This window comes from Trichocoleus sp. FACHB-46, from assembly GCF_014695385.1.
Taxonomy (GTDB): Bacteria; Cyanobacteriota; Cyanobacteriia; order FACHB-46; family FACHB-46; genus Trichocoleus.
This window is the reverse complement of sequence record NZ_JACJOD010000046.1, coordinates 1-15,845: the sequence shown is the minus strand read 5'-3', so window position 1 is coordinate 15,845 and position 15,845 is coordinate 1. Positions and strand designations below refer to the sequence as shown.

Here is a 15,845-nt window from a genome sequence, read left to right as displayed (position 1 = left end):
ATGCCATTGAGATACATTTTGATGCACAGTTGCTTGATGTCATCGGAGTAAGCCCAAGGACGGTAAGACTCGAGAAATTGGCGACCACACTGCTGGCACTGATAGCACTGTCTGCCGCGACGGTGACCGTTTTTAGCTGTGTGAGTGGAGTGACATTGAGGACATTTCATACCTTCATTGTGCCAAAGCCAGCATTACTCTTTCAGCAACGCCGCAAAACCCAGACTGCCTTCGAGCTACACAGTCGCATTCCTGGTAGCTTTGTCTTCGATCATGAGTAAATTGGCTTTTCGCTTCGCAAACTTCTGCCATCAGTGATGCATAGAGACTTTCAAGACCATCCAGTATGGCGTGAGTTTACTTACAAAAGTTTACGGTACGTTGCGGACAACTATTCAGGACTCATCATGGTTCCCATGACAGTAGTTAATCCGCTCTATCACGATCAAACAGTCGGTGCATTGTGCAGGGAAGGGCTGCAAGTGCATCATTTTACTTTACTGGCTTCTTGCAAGACAATTCTGCGTTGCTTGCGTCGGCGTGGTGATGGCCGTCACTCTTGGGGTGCGCATCAACTTGATCGCTGCTTGAGCTCCTTGGCAGACGAAAAATTTGCAGTTCATCTCAATACAGAGGGGAAAACGATTGAGGTTGTTGCAGAGGAGATTGCTCATCACGTCGGTCTTGCTCTCAACCCTCCAACTTGGCATCCGGTTTTACGTCCTCTAAATACGGATAATTGTGCAAATCTGCCATATTCGCTTGTAGTTAGTTGCATGTCACGATCGCAGTCAACCAGTCGATGAAGCGGATAGTTGGAGGAGCTTGGCGGAGTTGCGAAGGTTATTTGCCGCCGTTTATCTTGGTCGTGAGCCTGCCGCGCGCGGCTTGAATGCGTTCGCTAATGCGCTCTAATAAATGTTAGTCACTGTCTCATTCACCTACCTCTTATGCCAAATCAACCTGCGTCAGAAATCGAGCTGCTACGCGCAGCGTATGCAGCCTTCAACGCGCGTGACATTGATGCTGCCCTCGCCCTCATGACGCCCGACGTGCATTGGCCGAGAGCATTCAAAGGCGGTTTTGTCCGTGGGGCTGAGGAAGTCCGCGCTTACTGGACAGAGCCGTGGAGCGAGATCAATCCGCACGTCGAGCCGATTATCTTTTACCCGAAGGACGCTGGGCAGGTCTTGGTCGAGGTGCATCAGGTCGTACGCAATCTGGCCGGAGCCATGCTTGCCGACGAACACGTTGGCCACCGTTTTACCATTGAACATGGCTTGATCCAAGCGATGGAAGTCTGTTCCCTCCCATCGTCCGGCCTCGGTACCTAACTTAACTACGCGCTCCAGCGAACAGTAGTTGGCGTTCAGCCCACCGAGTTCCGCGCCATCTCCCAAGCCTTCCGTCGGCGATCGCATGACGAGCCGTTATTCCCATCGAACTGGTGAGCTGAAACTAGATTCTGCCTAATGAGTCTGTTGAGCAGTTGCCCATCATCTTTGCCACAATACCGACTAACTATGCTAGTGCGCTCCAACACCATTGCTCTGCCGCGATCGCTGCTACCATTTGACTCAAGACTTCAACTTACCTGAATTGTCAAAACATTGAACAATGCTCCTCCAATCCTTGTTTTCCATCACTATCTCGGTATAGTTGCCCCCTGTGTACGCTCCGATACCACTCCGCCAAAACTGTTGGGCAACAATGTTTGTAAGAACTTGATGGATCTCCCAACAACCACAGAGTCAATCAAACTCGTGAAAGGCAACCTGACGGCCTATTCCACGCTGGCGATACTTTCGCAAGATAAAGAACTCTGCCACTGAGTATTAGCTGCCCGGAAGAGACGTACACTGACTCACCAACACAAAACCCACAAGTTTGCTATTCACCCGCACTAGAAACGGATAGCGATCTGCTTCAACCCAATAGTAATCCAGATACAGATAGCCAAAGTATCCATGCTTGTTTAGAGGTATTGCCAACTTAACTGATTTCACTCTAGTTACTAGCCACGTCCCAGCGAAAATAAACCTTTTTACAGCTTCGAGAACAACAGATTTAACCCCTCAGTCATGGTGGGATGAGTCAACACACCATCTCGTAGAATGGTATAAGGCATCCTCACTTGCATCACCATCTGCACCGTCGAAATCATTTCACCCGCTTCATGGCATAACAGTGAACAACCGAGAATTCTACCTGTCTCGATGTCCACGATCGCCTTCAGCAGTCCATCAGTTTGCCCCAATGTTCGCGCTCTGGGAATCGCTGAAGCATCCAGTTTTGCCACGCGAGGGGCATAGCCTTGTTGCTGTGCTTCGGTTTCGGTCAGGCCCACATGCGCTAATTCTGGATCGATGAAAAGACAGGATGGAATCAAGCGATCGCAGGTGCTACAGTTGCCGCCATCAATCAGATTTGCTTTGACGATGCGGTAATCATCGAGGGATACATGAGTATATTGTGGTCCTCCATTGATATCGCCCAATGCCCAAATTCCCGGTATGTTGGTCTCCAGACGATCGTTGACTGAGATAAACCCACGGGCATCGGTCGCTACGCCCGCAGCAGCTAGATTTAAGGAGATGGTGGTAGGCACACGCCCAACAGCGATGAGCAGATGTGAACCCTGGAGAGTTATTTTCTGATCAGCGACTTGAATTTGTAGCTCAGTCGCATTACCAGCGCGATCGGCTCTTAACACCTTTGCCTTCAACAAGAATTCAATACCGTCTCGCTCTAAAAGGGCTTGAACAGCGATCGCAATGTCGGGGTCTTGCTGTGACAGAATTTGCTCACTTTGCCCAATCACAGTGACGCGAGAGCCAAAGCGCTTGAACATCTGAGCAAATTCCAAGCCAATGTAGCCGCTACCGAGAACAATCAGATGTTCTGGCAAATGCTCTAGCTCCATGATCGATTCACTGGTCAAAAAACCAGTTTCTTCGAGTCCAGGCACCAGCGGAATTGACGGCCTTGTACCTGTATTGATAAAGAATCGTTCTGCGGTGAGGTGCCGGGTTTTACCTTCGGCGGTTGTCACTTCGATTGTTTTGGGCGCAACGAATTGTCCTGTTCCAATGATCAGGTTGTCGCCTAAAGCAGTTTCTAGGTTGTGCAAATTCATGTCACGCATGGATCGGACAACCGTTCGTTTGCGTTGAATTACGGTGGCTAAATTAACGGTGAGTGCATCTGTTTTAACTCCATAGGTAGCACTATTTCGCACTGTATTTGCAACGTGAGCACTCGCTACCATCGTTTTGGTGGGAATGCAGGCGAGATTAATGCACCCGCCACCAATCATGGTTAAGCTGCGTTCAACCAGTGCTGTTTTACGTCCGTCAGCAACTAGTACTGGTGCAAGTGTTTTACCTGCTTTACCGCCGCCAATAATAATGTCGTCGTAGTACTCAGAATCCATACCTACATTACCTAAAGTGAGTGGTCATTTGGCACCAAAGTGAGTTTGCATGAAGGCAATATATTCATCCTCGGAGGTTTCCCGTCGCGCCTTCATCATCGATTGAATGTCTTCTGTTGCTACGTAGCGCAAACGATTTGTGCCATCGGTTGCTGCCTGGTAGATTACCCTCGCAACATCCTCCTCTGTGGCTTGGCGCACGTCGCGGAGACTTTCAAAGACAGCGTTGGTGTGTACGACAAAGCGATCGTAGTCAGGAATTGCACTATTCTCCACCGCTTCAATGCCGATACGTTGCTCGAACTTCGTGTTTGCGATGCCACCAGGCTCAATGATCTTCACGACAATATTTTGCGAGGTCAACTCGTAGGAAAGAGCTTCGCTGAAGCCTTCGAGGGCGGATTTGCTAGCGCAATATAGCGAAAGCATTGGCAGCGTGACTACGCCTGCTCCTGAGCTTATATTCAGGATTAAGCCAGCTTTATTTTGCCGGAAATGCGGCAAAACCGCACGTGTAGCATCCATGACTCCAAAGACGTTGACGTTGAATTGCTCTGCTACTTTTTCGGGCGGTGTTGCCTCGAACAACCCGAAGAGCCCAAAGCCAGCATTGTTGACCAAAACGTCGATCTGCCCAAAGCGAGCGATCGCAGCCTCAATTGCTGTGGTGATGCTCACGCGATCTTGAACGTCTAGCCGCGTGACAAACACGTTGGGGAGTTGAACAAGTTCTTGTTCTTTCTCCGGCTGCCGCATTGTAGCTACAACATTCCAGCCTTCGTGAGCAAAAAGGCGTGCAGTGGCTTTGCCTAATCCAGAGGAGGTTCCCGTAATCAGAATGGTTTTTGCCATATTTGCTTTAAATGCTTTTCTCACTGCATGGCTTTTACAATTTCATCTGTAGACAGAACTGCGTTAGCGATATACCCAAAGTTAATCAGTGCCGCCTTGTAGCCGTCGCCCAGTTCAGGATGCTGAGGGGCAGCCGTTGCGTCTTTGACGACTAGCACCTCGAATCCTTGTTCGATCAAGTCACGCAGGTGAGCTTCAACACAGATGTTAGCTAGCATTCCGAGGAGAATAACTTTGCTGATATTGCGCTTACGCAGTTGCAAAACAAGGTCGTTGCTCTGTGGTCCATAGGCTTTATGGGGACTGACCACGATCGTCTTACCATCCTCAATGAAGGGCTTGTAGCGATCGAGCCAGTCAGCACCAGACCCTAAGAAACCATCAAGACTCAATGCACCACTGCGATCGAACTCTTTAGACTCCAACATCATCCGCTCTACCGTTCCGGCAAAATTCCACCCATAATCAGTGGGATAGTAATAGTGAGGAGAGATAAACACCTCAAATCCAGTTTGTTTTGCAGCCTTGAAGACTTGCTCAATGTTCTCGATGGTTTTGTTTTCTCTAACGTTTTCACTCACTAAGTCCCAGGAGACTCCTGTTTCGTTCAAGACATCATTTTGTGGATCGATAACGACCACTGCGGTGTCATTTTTGTTAATGTTCATTTTTTTGTCTGTTAATGTTTACGCTTCTGGTTGCTAAAAGCTACCTGAGCGGCATTTCCCAGTGATCCAGGTTGAGAGAACGCAAAGAAGGTAGCCGCTCTCCAATGGAATTCAAAACAGTTGCGAAAAGACGAGTTCCATATGTCCGAAATCTGTTTATGCCTCTTTAGTTGTCAGCCGCGGCGTGCTCAATGATCTCAGCAACGGCGTCCGGATGGGAAACCATCACTACATGTGACGCGCCATTTACGACGATCGTCTCCTTTGAACTGGCGCGCTCTGCCATGAAAGCCTGCGCTGCTGCTGGAATGTTCAAGTCGCGATCGCCATAGATAAACCAGGACGGGATGGACTGCCATGCAGGCGCACCGGAGGCTTCGTTCAATGCAGCTTCTGTGATTGGACGCTGAGTGCTAGCCATCAACTGTGCGTCGCTGGCGGGTACATCTGCGGCAAACTGGGCGTGGAACTTGTCCTGTTGAATATAGAGATCCTTGCCACCATCGGGCAGCTCGACTGGAGGCGCGAGCGTTGGTCCGAGTGTGCCTCCAGGATAACGCCCTGAGAGTTCAGCGGCAGTCTCGCCCGCATCAGGAGCGAAACCGGCAACGTAGACGAGTGCCTTCACGTTTTCATTGTCATTGACCGCATTGGTGATCACCGCACCTCCATAGGAGTGCCCAACCAGCACGATAGGACCTTCAATGCCCTTGAGGACGCTGGTAACGTAGTCCGCGTCGCTCTTGACTCCGCGTAGGGGATTAGCTACGGCAACCGTCGGATAACCTTTCGGAATCAGTTCGGACAGTACACCGTTCCAACTGGAAGACTCAGCAAATGCACCATGGACGAGGACGATTGTGGGCTTGCTATCTTGTGCGCTTGCAGGATTCATGGTGGCTCCTAAAGAAGTGATAATAGTGGTTCCTAAAAAGAGTGCGATGATCAGAAGCAGGCGGATACCTTTCCTGAGAGGGAGCTTGTTCATGTTGTGATCTCCTTGGTTGTCTGTTTATCTCGTTGGATGGTGAAAAGACAGTTTTCACACTGATTCAAGTGGATACAATGCTCTTCGCCCAACAGTCGTTCTGTTGGTTCGTCAGGAGTGATACTGGTTTAACTCTCTTGATCGAGGTAGGGGAAGGTTTCCCTACTTGAGGTGCAACTTGAAGAAGTCGGCGGTTCGGCTATTGGACAGGGCGGCTGCATCCTTGTTGTAGCTGATGCCACGGTGACGGGCGAAAGCGTGTTTGCAACCTGGGTAGGTGAACACCTGAGCAGTTGCATTGTCCTTTAGCGCTTCGATGATATCTTTTTGCGCTTCTTTGGAGATGTACTCATCTTCCTCACCCAGATGAACTAACAGCGGATTCTTAATATTGTTTGCTTCGTCTAGGTGCTTTTCCATGCTGCCACCGTAGTAAACGACAGAGGCATCAGCACCCCTGCGCGCCGTAGTGATAAAGCTCATCAGTCCGCCGAGACAGTAGCCCATTAATCCAACTTTTCCGTTGGTGCCAGGCAGCGATCGCGCCATCTCCATCGTTGAAGCGATGTCTGCAACGCCGACATCATAGTCAAAGGCTGTGTAAAGGGCAAAGCCCTTTTTCCATTCAGTCTCGGATTGGTCCGACATATCAACACCTGGCTCCATCCGCCAGAACAAGTCTGGACTCACTGCGATATATCCCTGCAAAGCGAGTTCATCACAGGTGTCTCGGATGTCAGCGTTGACACCAAAGATTTCCTGAATGACAACGATCGCTGCTGCTGGCAGGACATCCGGACGCGCCACGTAGGAATGGAAACTTCCGTCCTGGGTATCCACGGTGATGTATTTGCTCATGCGTTTCCCTTTGTGATGATCCTTTTCGCGCCGACCGAATTGCCTCAAAAGCGGTCTGACCCAAGTCAACGAAGACCACCCGTGATGTACAGCGTTTCGCCAGTGATCCAGGCTGAATCGGAGGACGCAAAGAAGACAGCCGCAGGAGCGATGTCCTGCGGTTGTCCAATGCGACCCAGCGGAGTTTGCGCTTCGACCTGTTCGCGGAAATTACCAAGAGAGATTCCCGCTGTGTGCGTGCCTTCTGTTTCCACCACACCAGGATTGATGGAGTTGACACGGATGTTGCGTGGACCTAGCTCTTTGGCTAACGACTTCGTTACGGCATTGACAGCCGCTTTGGTTGCACTATAGACCGAGCTGGTAGCAGGCGCGAGGGTGCTAACGAGCGAACTAATATTGATAATGCTGCCGCCCTCCGAACCGAAGTACCTTACACCTTGTTGGGAAGTAAGGATTAATCCCAGCACATTGAGATCAAAATGCTTGTGGAAGTGCTCTTCCGTGATGTCTTCGAGTGGGACATTTTCATACATTCCGGCATTGTTGACCAAGATGTCGAGCCTGCCAAATACCTGTTGCGTCTTGGCAAAAAGCTGTTCGACCTCTGCTTTTTTGGAAACATCTGCCTGGACGGCGATTGCCTTCCCGCCTGCGCTGTTAATTTCATCAACCACGCGATCGGCTCCTTCTTTGCTAGAGGCATAGTTGACGACTACGGCTGCACCCTCGGCTGCCAGGTGTTTGGCGATCGCGGCACCGATTCCTTTGGATGCACCTGTCACAACTGCAATTTTTCCGTCTAGTTTCTTCATGGTTGTGAATCCTATGGTGGTTGGGTTTCAAGCAGTCAGCCGTAACAGGTGCGACTATACGAGAATGACCCATTCGGATCATTAGCAGCGATGTTTTGCCTCAACGCCTCAGCATTAGGACTTGAGAAATGCCAGCAGATCGGCGTTGAGCTGGTCTCTGCTTGTGTCGCCTAGGCTATGCGAGCCACCAGGGTAAATTTTCAAAGTTGAATCTTTGACGAGCTTTGCAGACAGGGGGGCAGAAGCACCGATCGGCACAATCTGATCATCATCGCCATGAAGGATTAGCGTCGGCACGTCAAACTTCTTCAAATCTTCGGTGAAATCTGTTTCTGAAAACGCTTTGATGCAGTCATATCCATTCTTGTGACCCGACATCATGCCCTGCATCCACCAGGCGTTGATCAGCCCTTGAGAGACTTTGGCACCCGGTCGATTGAATCCGAAGAACGGACCACTCGCCACATCCAGAAAGAACTGCGATCGGTCTGCCAAAAACGCCTCCCGAAAGCCGTCAAAGACTTCAATCGGTAGCCCACCCGGATTTGCCTCCGTTTTGAGCATGATCGGCGGCACTGCGCCCATCAGCACTGCTTTAGCGACACGGGCTGTTCCATGCCGTCCGATGAAGCGCGCCACTTCACCGCCACCTGTGGAGTGACCGATCAGCACTGCCTCTTTTAGATCTAGTGCCTCAAAAAGTTCTGCCAGGTCGTCGGCGTAGGTATCCATGTCGTTGCCGTTCCAGGGTTGGCTTGAGCGTCCATGACCGCGGCGATCGTGCGCAATGCAGCGGTAACCGTGTGAGGCAAGAAAGAACATCTGCGATTCCCAGGCATCGGCGCTGAGTGGCCAACCATGACTAAAGACAACGGGGTGTCCTGTACCCCAATCTTTGTAATAGATTTGCGTACCATCTTTGGTTGTAATTGTGCTCATGCGGCTCCTGGGGTGAATTAGTTGAACGTTGACTTGATGGCTTGCCTTGCTTGCGACGATGGATCACCCTATTTAGCAACAGCCCGGATGGAGCGTTTCCAACTGCTTCTAGAGCTGCTTTAAATCTGCGCCATGCCGCCATCAACAAATAACTCGATGCCGTTCACAAAGCTGCTGTCGTCTGAAGCGAGAAAAACAACAGCTTTGGCAATCTCATCAGGTGTGCCGACTCGCCCTAATGGAATATTGGCAGCTTGGCTATCCACAAATTCCTGTACCTGTTCCTCATTCAATCCCATCAAGTTATAGCCAGGGGTGGGCACCACACCAGGACTAATAGCGTTAACCCGGATCTTGCGATCCTTGAGGTCGAGTATCCAGTTTCGGGCAAACGATCGCACGGCGGCTTTAGTTGCACTATAAACACTGAAGGCTGGTGTGCCTTTGATTGAAGTAATCGAGGCGTTCAGAATGATAGAAGCGCCCTCTGGCAGCAGAGGCAATGCCTTCTGCACGGTGAACAGCAGACCTTTAACGTTCGTGTTGAATGTTTTGTCAAAGTGTTCCTCAGTGATTGCTCCGAGTGAGGCGATTTCTCCGCCGCCCGCATTGGCAAAGATCACATCAAGATGTCCTTGCTCTTGCTTGATTGTGGCAAACAGGCGATCGAGGTCTTCCATTTTGGAGGCATCGCTCTGAACACCCGTGACGTTTTTACCGATCGCTTCTACAGCGGCATCCAGTTCAGGTTGGCGACGACCTGTGATGAAGACGTAGGCACCTTCAGCGACAAAGCGTTTAGCAGTGGCAAGACCGAGTCCGCTATTGCCACCGGTGATAAGCGCAACTTTTCCTTCTAGTTTGTTCATGTTAAGTCCTGTAATTGTTTGTGATGTTTGCTAATTCACAACACCGTTTAAGCATGGCTGTGGTTAGGGTGAGGATGAGCTATTGGATGTTCGGGATAGCTCATCCTTCTACTTGTCAGGCAGGAATAGGTTGCAGTCGCGATGTGAGAAATCGACGAATGTGATTAGCGATCGCCTCTCCTTCCTCTTCCAAAACAAAATGTCCGGTATCGAGTAAATGAAATTCAACGTCTTCTAGGTCACGCTGATAGGGATAAGCACCGTCGCCAGGGAAGATGTAATCGTTCTTGCCCCATACAATTAAGGTCGGTGGCTGATATTTGCGGAAATACTCTTGCCACTGTGGATATAACGGTGGATTTGTGCCATAGCTATAAAACAGTGCTAATTGAATCTCATCATTGCCAGGGCGATCGAGGAAGCGTTGATCCATATTCCAGTTATCTGGACTGATCGCTTCAGGGTTGCGAACACCATTGGTGTATTGCCACTTTGTTGTTTCTAGGGTGACAAGGTATTTGAGCTTGTCTGCATTTTCGGGCGAGCGGTCTTGCCAGTACGCTTTGATCGGCTCCCAAAATTCACCTAAACCTTCCTCGTAAGCATTTCCATTTTGGATAATCAGAGCTTGCACTCGATCCGGATACTTAGCGGCAATGCGATAGCCAATCGGAGCACCATAATCCATCACGTAGAAGCTATATTTTTTGAGATCGATCGCGGTAATAAGCTTATCCACAGTCTCAGCCAGGTGATCAAAGGTGTAATTAAACTCATTCACAGTTGGCATTGAACTGTTGCCGTAACCAGGATAATCAGGGGCAACCAGATGAAATTGATCAGCCAGCGCAGAAATTAAATCTCGGAACATGTGCGATGACGTTGGGAAGCCATGCAATAGCAAAATTGTTGGATTCTCACGAGAGCCTGCCTCTCGATAGAAGATATCTAAACCATCGATCGAAACCGTGCGGAACGTAGTCATGCCGTTACTCCTTGTAATTGTATAAGTGGTGCAATTGTGGCGTGAAATCAAAACACGCTACCGCTGAAAATAGTCGCGCCAGCTTTTGGGTAAAGCTTCAAGTTGAGCCGCGCGGTGCAGTAGCTCTGGGTTATCCTCTGCATTAACATAAAGTTGAGTGATATCGGCAACGGTGATGTTGTTATTGTCCCGACTCACCAACTCTAGAGTGTCTCCAGCCCCGACTTCACCCTCTTGCAACACACGAAAGTAAAATCCTGTGCGACGACTAGCGAGAAATCGTTTCACCATATCTGGTCGTCCAAACCGAATCCCCAGTTTGTAGCAAGGCATCCGAGGTTGGGTCACCATCAATTTGACAGTGCCAACATGAAAGCAATCCCCAATATTCACCTCATCCTCTCGCAACCCAGTAGTTGTAAAATTTTCACCAAAGATGCCCAGTATTAACTCTCTATTGGGTAACTCACCACGCCAGTAATCGTAATGCTCGAATGGATATACATAGACTGCTTTGTCTGCTCCGCCATGAACCGTTAAATCTGCTTGCCGATCGCCGTCTAAATTAAGCGACCGCACCATCACGCGATCGCTGACTGGCGCTTTGAAAATTCCAGTTCTAACAGTTTTTCCTCTCCAGGTCACTTCACGCGGTAGCCCGACATTAACAGAGATAAGTTTCATCTCTAGCTCCAAAGTCTTGGGGTTTAAGGTAAATCTCCGGGCGCACCCAAAATCTCATCGCCAATCTCAGCAGAAATACGCTCAAATAGCGCCATATTCGATGGTTCTGCTTCGTCCAGTGTCCCCACTGCTGCAATCAATCGAGCAAAGGCACTGGGCGCAGCGACGACCAATCCGCGAGCGGGGCGATCGCCAAGCGCAGCGACAACGTGAGGGGTACATGGAGCAATCAGAAAGCTTTCACCCGCATTCAGCACAACCTTGTTCTCACCTGCCCAAACCGTAAACTCCCCCTCCAATACATAAAGTTGCTCGGAATAGCGCGTGTGACGATGAGGAGGAGTTTGTATGCCCGGTGGAAAGTAGCCTTCGATCAGATCGTACTGCCCTCCGGTTGTAGTGTGATCGGCAACAATGTTAAGGCGAGAGCCAAAGAGCCAAAGAGGTTGTGTCACGATGCTCCTGTTGATAAACAATTTGTGTGATGAAGAGTTAGTTTGCAATTGCTAAAGGTATTTGCTGTGAAACGCGACCTGTAGCTTTAATTAAATCGGCGGCTTTTTCAGCAATCATAATGGTCGGCGCGTTCGTGTTTCCTGTGGTGATCGTTGGCATGATAGAGGCATCGACAACCCGCAACCCCTAAATTCCATGTACTCGTAGTTCAGGGTCTACCACTGCCATTGCGTCAGTGCCCATTTTGCAGGTGCCGACCGGATGATACACCGTATCGCAAACTTCCCGAACGTAAGCCTCGAGTGCTGCATCGCTCTGCTTGTCAGCGCCAGGAGCAACTTCCTCACCGCGAAACTCATCAAACGCATTGGTATGGAACAAGTTACGAAGTAATTTAATCCCGGTAACAAGCTTTTGCACATCGGCTTCGCCTTGCAGATAGTTCAGCCGAATCATCGGTGCGGTTTGGGGATCGGGGGAACGCAAACTGACACTGCCAATGTTTTGAGGATGGGTCAAACAGACTAAACTTGTGAATCCCACACCAGCGTAAGCATAAGCAGGTGGTGCCAACACGACAGGACCGAAGAGGGATTGTAAATCTGGCGCAGTATTCCGATCGCTCTGAGTCTGCACAAACAGGCCCGCTTCAGCAATACTAATGGTGCTTGCAGGGTGTAAATCTTGAGTGGCTTGGTATACCACATGCACAACAGGATGGTCTTGCAGGTTTTGACCCACACCCGACAAATTCGCCACGACCGGAATTCCCATCGCTTGCAGGTGTGCTGCATTTCCAATGCCAGAAAGCAGCAGTTTAGGCAAATCGAACGCACCTGCGCTTAAAATTACTTCGTGGTTAACCCTAACCTGGTGCAACGTGCCTTCGTACAGGTATTCAACTCCAACAGTACGGTTGCTCTCAAACAACAATCGAGTTACCAACGCTCCTGGGGTTAGAGTCAAATTGGGACGACCGAGAATGGACAGCAGGAAGGCAGCAGCACTGTGGCGCTTACCATCCTTGATCGTCAACTGATAAAGTCCTACACCTTCCTGTTGTATCCCATTGATATCAGGATTGTGGTTATATCCCAGTGCGATCGCTGCGTCTACAAAGCGTTGGGATACCACAGCAGGTGCAATCAGATCGCTTACACTCAACTCTCCATTGACCCCATGAAATTCGGAAGCGCCTCGTGAGAAGTGTTCCAATTTCTTGAAATAAGGCAAAACATCTTGGTAACTCCAACCTGAATTCCCCAATAACTGCCAGTGGTCATAATCATGAGAATTGCCCCGCATATAAATCATGAAATTAATCGAACTGCTGCCACCCAAAACTTTTCCACGGGGACAAAAGATTTTGCGGTTACTCAGGTAGGGTTCTGGTTCAGAGAAATATGCCCAGTCCACTTCAGAACCTAACAAACTAAGGCATTCTGCTGGGATGTGAATCTCTGGTTTCGTATCCGGATTACCAGCTTTAAGGAGTAACACGGTTGTTTCACTGTCTTCGGTCAGACGGTTCGCGAGAACGCAACCTGCTGAGCCTGCACCAAATACAACGTAGTCGTACTGAGCCATGACAAGGTAATATCCTCTGTTTTGATCAGCTATATCGGACTACCCAGCTCAATTAAAATGCCATCTAAATCACGGATATAGCCAACCGTTTGTCCCCACGGCTTTACGGTAGGGGCGACAACCGCTACAGCACCTGCTGTTACAGCCTGCGCAAACGCGGCAGCTACGTCTTCTGTGACAAAACCAATCTCAATGCCAGCAGGCAACTTCGACAAGCTATTTTCTTGAAATCCCTAGGGTAGGTTAGAGTTTGCAAACTCATTAGTAGCGAAGGCAAGGGCCGTTCCACCGGTATCCATCTCAGCGTATTGCTTACCTTCATCAATGAATCGTTGCTTTAGTCCAAAGGCACGTTCATAAAACGCGATCGCGTGGGTAACGTCTTTGACATAGAGAATTGTGTAGGAAAACTTCAATGTTTTTTGCTCCTTTCAGAGAACTAAACTTTGTAGAGAAATTAATGATTTTCAGCAGTAATAGCTGCCATCAATTGCTCCATATTCCAGCGATCGCGATAGCGAATTTCATTAATAAACAGTGCTGCAAGAGATGTTACTCCACTGTTTAATCCACTTTTCATGTCTTGATTAATGCGATCGACGTGTACTTGATTAGATAAATTTTGTAGAAATTTTGAAATATTGAGACGTAAGACATCGGCATACTCTACGAGATAGGCGTGTCCTAACTCTTGTGAATGAATAAACAGCATGTTACGCATCTGCCAAAATTGACCTTGTGCGCCTGCTGCTTGTGCTGCCTTTTGTGCTTGAGGATAGATCGAATTTTGCACAAAGTGACGAAACACCACACATACCCAATTCTCCTCAGAAAACCCAGAATTAAAATGTTGCTGAATTGCCTGAATCAACTGACGCACTTCCCTACATTGAGGGCATTGATAATTCCCATATTCCACAAGTATGATCGGGGCATTGAGCATCCCCTGATAGTGATCGCGTTGTGAGGGGGAAACAAAGAGTTGATTAGGATAACTATCTTGATTCATCGGATGCTTTAGAGAAAGGGGTTTCTCACAGCATCAAGGATTGCCATGACTCCTATCCGTAATTTCCCCTGCTTCCACTATTTGTATGATTTCAGCTTATGAAATCAATGCAGTTTTGTCGTCAACCCAGAGTTCACTGATTAAAGGGATAAAACGACAGTTTTTAACTATACTTTGGAATGCATCCTCAACCGAACTTAAGTTCAGTTCCATCGCTTGTCACAGCTTGGCGAGTCCCCACTTCAACGCGGTAATTACCGCTTGAGTGCGATCGCTCACGCCTAATTTGCTTAGAATGCGGTTAATGTGAAATTTGACTGTACTTTCAGTAATATTTAAGGCCGCACCAATATCATGATTGCTTAAGCCAAGTGCCATCTGATGCACGACCTCTTGTTCGCGATCGCTTAGAGAGTGTTTGTAAAGAGACATAAAACAGAAAGGATTCAGGCAATAGAATAAGCGATACCTAAGGAGTTGAAGTTTCTAGGAGCGAAACGATGAGCCTGGGCTACTATGACAGTGACCTCAGGGATGAGAAATGGCAAAGGATAGTCCCCTTATTACCGCCACAGAAACCCGTGGGCAAACTTCGAGAAGTCAGCTTGCGTGAGGTGTTAAATGCTATCTTCTACCGAGCGGACAATGGCACCAAATAGGCGTAACTTACCCCATGAGTTCCCAGCCATAGCCCTTCGGGCATTCAAGAAGGGCAAACCGTCTAGGGCGACTCTCGTCTGTGGGTGAGATTGGGCCTTTGGGAGCAAATCCATCAAGCACTCGTGCAGCAAGTACGAGTTCACGAAGGACGCAGTGCCCAACCGAGTCTGGCCATCATTGACCGCCAGTCGGTCAAACTGGGACATAAAGGGGGAAGAACACGGGGTGGATGGCCATAAACAGGTAGAAAGGGCGCAAGCGCCATATTGTCGTCGATGTGCTAGGACTGGTCTTAGGCTGTTATGTCACTGCTGCCAACACAGCTGACGTTAAAGCGGCCCCTGCGGTACTGCTGTGGGTGTTGGACCTCTACGAAAGGATTGCCAAAGTTCTAGCAGACAAAGGGTATCGAGGTGAATGAGCAACTCTGATTCAACGAGCCTTGGGGGAATGGCAAGTAGAGTTAGAAATTAGCCAGTTGTCCTGAAGAGAGCAAAGGCTTGCAGGTCGAACCCAAACGATGGATTGTCGAGCGCACTTGGACTTGGTTATAGAATGCTCCTATCCTCACTCGCGACTATGAGCGCTTACCCGAGAATCACGAAGGCATGATTTATGTGGTCATGATTCGATTGATGCTGTAGCGATTAACGAAGAATCGACGGAGATGGAAATCAAGCACTGCTTAACGACCTTTTACAAACACTTTCATAGCGATTTCTGGGTCGGCTTGCCTGCCCAAGCCTGGTTAGATGGTATGGACTTAGCCACCCATTGGGCAGAGTCTTGGCTACAACTCAGTGACAATAAGCAACCCTATCTTCAGCGAGGTCTAGACGCTGCTTTCCGTCTCTAGTCATTGTTCTAGCCTTCTTGTTACCCCCTAAGCTTTAAAGCCTGGGTAGTCCTAAATAGGTAAGGACGCATTATAGTGATGAACGAAGTACCAAACTGCACCAATATGGTTCTCTAACTTCTTGGAAAACGATAACGTCTTCCTCACTAAGCGGGACACTCGTTGGCGTAAGGTGCAGCTGAAGCG

General features: G+C 49.1%; 19 protein-coding genes and 3 pseudogenes. 5 read left to right on the top strand and 17 right to left on the bottom strand.

What is annotated here, in order from left to right:
* Window positions 1-407: 407 nt before the first annotated feature.
* Window positions 408-806 carry a hypothetical protein gene (locus tag H6F72_RS24835; RefSeq protein ID WP_206755461.1) on the top strand — a complete coding sequence of 133 codons (399 nt, stop codon included), beginning with the start codon at window positions 408-410 and terminating at the stop codon, window positions 804-806.
* A 144-nt stretch (window positions 807-950) separates the two neighbouring features.
* On the top strand, window positions 951-1,334 hold the full coding sequence (locus H6F72_RS24830; protein WP_190441980.1) for a nuclear transport factor 2 family protein: 384 nt from the start codon (window positions 951-953) through the stop codon (window positions 1,332-1,334).
* A 710-nt stretch (window positions 1,335-2,044) separates the two neighbouring features.
* Here the strand turns inward: H6F72_RS24830 and H6F72_RS24825 are convergent.
* The 15 genes and pseudogenes from H6F72_RS24825 to H6F72_RS24755 form a co-directional block, all read right to left on the bottom strand.
* Window positions 2,045-3,433, bottom strand: a complete 1,389-nt coding sequence (locus tag H6F72_RS24825) for a mercuric reductase (protein ID WP_190441979.1) — start codon at window positions 3,431-3,433, stop codon at window positions 2,045-2,047.
* A gap of 24 nt (window positions 3,434-3,457) precedes the next feature.
* Window positions 3,458-4,285: an SDR family oxidoreductase gene (locus H6F72_RS24820; protein WP_190441978.1), complete on the bottom strand. Its 828-nt coding sequence runs from the start codon at window positions 4,283-4,285 to the stop codon at window positions 3,458-3,460.
* 20 nt (window positions 4,286-4,305) lie between these two features.
* Window positions 4,306-4,953, bottom strand: a complete 648-nt coding sequence (locus H6F72_RS24815) for a cysteine hydrolase (RefSeq protein ID WP_190441977.1) — start codon at window positions 4,951-4,953, stop codon at window positions 4,306-4,308.
* Between the two features lie 166 nt (window positions 4,954-5,119).
* The gene (locus H6F72_RS24810) at window positions 5,120-5,941 is read right to left on the bottom strand and encodes an alpha/beta fold hydrolase (RefSeq protein WP_190441976.1); all 822 of its coding nucleotides are present in this window, start codon (window positions 5,939-5,941) and stop codon (window positions 5,120-5,122) included.
* Between the two features lie 162 nt (window positions 5,942-6,103).
* The gene (locus H6F72_RS24805; RefSeq protein WP_190441975.1) at window positions 6,104-6,799 is read right to left on the bottom strand and encodes a dienelactone hydrolase family protein; all 696 of its coding nucleotides are present in this window, start codon (window positions 6,797-6,799) and stop codon (window positions 6,104-6,106) included.
* A 65-nt stretch (window positions 6,800-6,864) separates the two neighbouring features.
* On the bottom strand, window positions 6,865-7,614 hold the full coding sequence (locus H6F72_RS24800) for an SDR family NAD(P)-dependent oxidoreductase (RefSeq protein ID WP_190441974.1): 750 nt from the start codon (window positions 7,612-7,614) through the stop codon (window positions 6,865-6,867).
* Between the two features lie 114 nt (window positions 7,615-7,728).
* Window positions 7,729-8,553, bottom strand: a complete 825-nt coding sequence (locus H6F72_RS24795; RefSeq protein ID WP_190441973.1) for an alpha/beta fold hydrolase — start codon at window positions 8,551-8,553, stop codon at window positions 7,729-7,731.
* 119 nt (window positions 8,554-8,672) lie between these two features.
* On the bottom strand, window positions 8,673-9,422 hold the full coding sequence (locus H6F72_RS24790; RefSeq protein ID WP_190441970.1) for an SDR family oxidoreductase: 750 nt from the start codon (window positions 9,420-9,422) through the stop codon (window positions 8,673-8,675).
* Between the two features lie 115 nt (window positions 9,423-9,537).
* Window positions 9,538-10,407 carry an alpha/beta fold hydrolase gene (locus H6F72_RS24785; RefSeq protein ID WP_190441968.1) on the bottom strand — a complete coding sequence of 290 codons (870 nt, stop codon included), beginning with the start codon at window positions 10,405-10,407 and terminating at the stop codon, window positions 9,538-9,540.
* 57 nt (window positions 10,408-10,464) lie between these two features.
* Window positions 10,465-11,091, bottom strand: coding sequence for an MOSC domain-containing protein (locus H6F72_RS24780; protein ID WP_190441966.1), 627 nt, complete (start codon window positions 11,089-11,091; stop codon window positions 10,465-10,467).
* Window positions 11,092-11,114: 23 nt separating this feature from the next.
* On the bottom strand, window positions 11,115-11,546 hold the full coding sequence (locus tag H6F72_RS24775) for a cupin domain-containing protein (RefSeq protein ID WP_190441964.1): 432 nt from the start codon (window positions 11,544-11,546) through the stop codon (window positions 11,115-11,117).
* A gap of 37 nt (window positions 11,547-11,583) precedes the next feature.
* Window positions 11,584-13,134: pseudogene (locus H6F72_RS24770) on the bottom strand (GMC family oxidoreductase).
* 29 nt (window positions 13,135-13,163) lie between these two features.
* Window positions 13,164-13,550, bottom strand: a pseudogene (locus H6F72_RS31230) (VOC family protein).
* Between the two features lie 41 nt (window positions 13,551-13,591).
* A complete protein-coding gene (locus tag H6F72_RS24760) occupies window positions 13,592-14,143 on the bottom strand; it encodes a thioredoxin domain-containing protein (protein WP_190441962.1) in 552 nt (183 codons plus the stop codon).
* Window positions 14,144-14,362: 219 nt separating this feature from the next.
* A complete protein-coding gene (locus tag H6F72_RS24755; protein ID WP_190441959.1) occupies window positions 14,363-14,575 on the bottom strand; it encodes a response regulator transcription factor in 213 nt (70 codons plus the stop codon).
* 68 nt (window positions 14,576-14,643) lie between these two features.
* On the opposite strand from H6F72_RS24755, the gene H6F72_RS31225 reads away from it, so the two are divergent.
* Complete coding sequence (locus H6F72_RS31225; protein ID WP_190441958.1) at window positions 14,644-14,802, top strand: transposase; 159 nt, start codon at window positions 14,644-14,646, stop codon at window positions 14,800-14,802.
* Here H6F72_RS31225 and H6F72_RS24745 read toward each other — a convergent pair.
* Window positions 14,761-15,009 carry a hypothetical protein gene (locus H6F72_RS24745; RefSeq protein ID WP_190441984.1) on the bottom strand — a complete coding sequence of 83 codons (249 nt, stop codon included), beginning with the start codon at window positions 15,007-15,009 and terminating at the stop codon, window positions 14,761-14,763. The genes H6F72_RS31225 and H6F72_RS24745 overlap by 42 nt on opposite strands.
* 53 nt (window positions 15,010-15,062) lie before the next feature.
* Here H6F72_RS24745 and H6F72_RS24740 point away from each other — a divergent pair.
* Together H6F72_RS24740 and H6F72_RS24735 are read left to right on the top strand one after the other, a co-directional pair.
* Window positions 15,063-15,224 (top strand): annotated as a pseudogene (locus tag H6F72_RS24740) (transposase); the annotation flags it as partial.
* Window positions 15,225-15,470: 246 nt separating this feature from the next.
* Entirely contained in the window at window positions 15,471-15,659 is a 189-nt protein-coding gene (locus H6F72_RS24735) for a hypothetical protein (protein ID WP_190441954.1), read from the top strand.
* 51 nt (window positions 15,660-15,710) lie between these two features.
* Here H6F72_RS24735 and H6F72_RS24730 read toward each other — a convergent pair.
* A partial coding sequence (locus H6F72_RS24730) for an IS1 family transposase (RefSeq protein ID WP_242017083.1) occupies window positions 15,711-15,845 on the bottom strand: 135 nt, incomplete at its 5' end.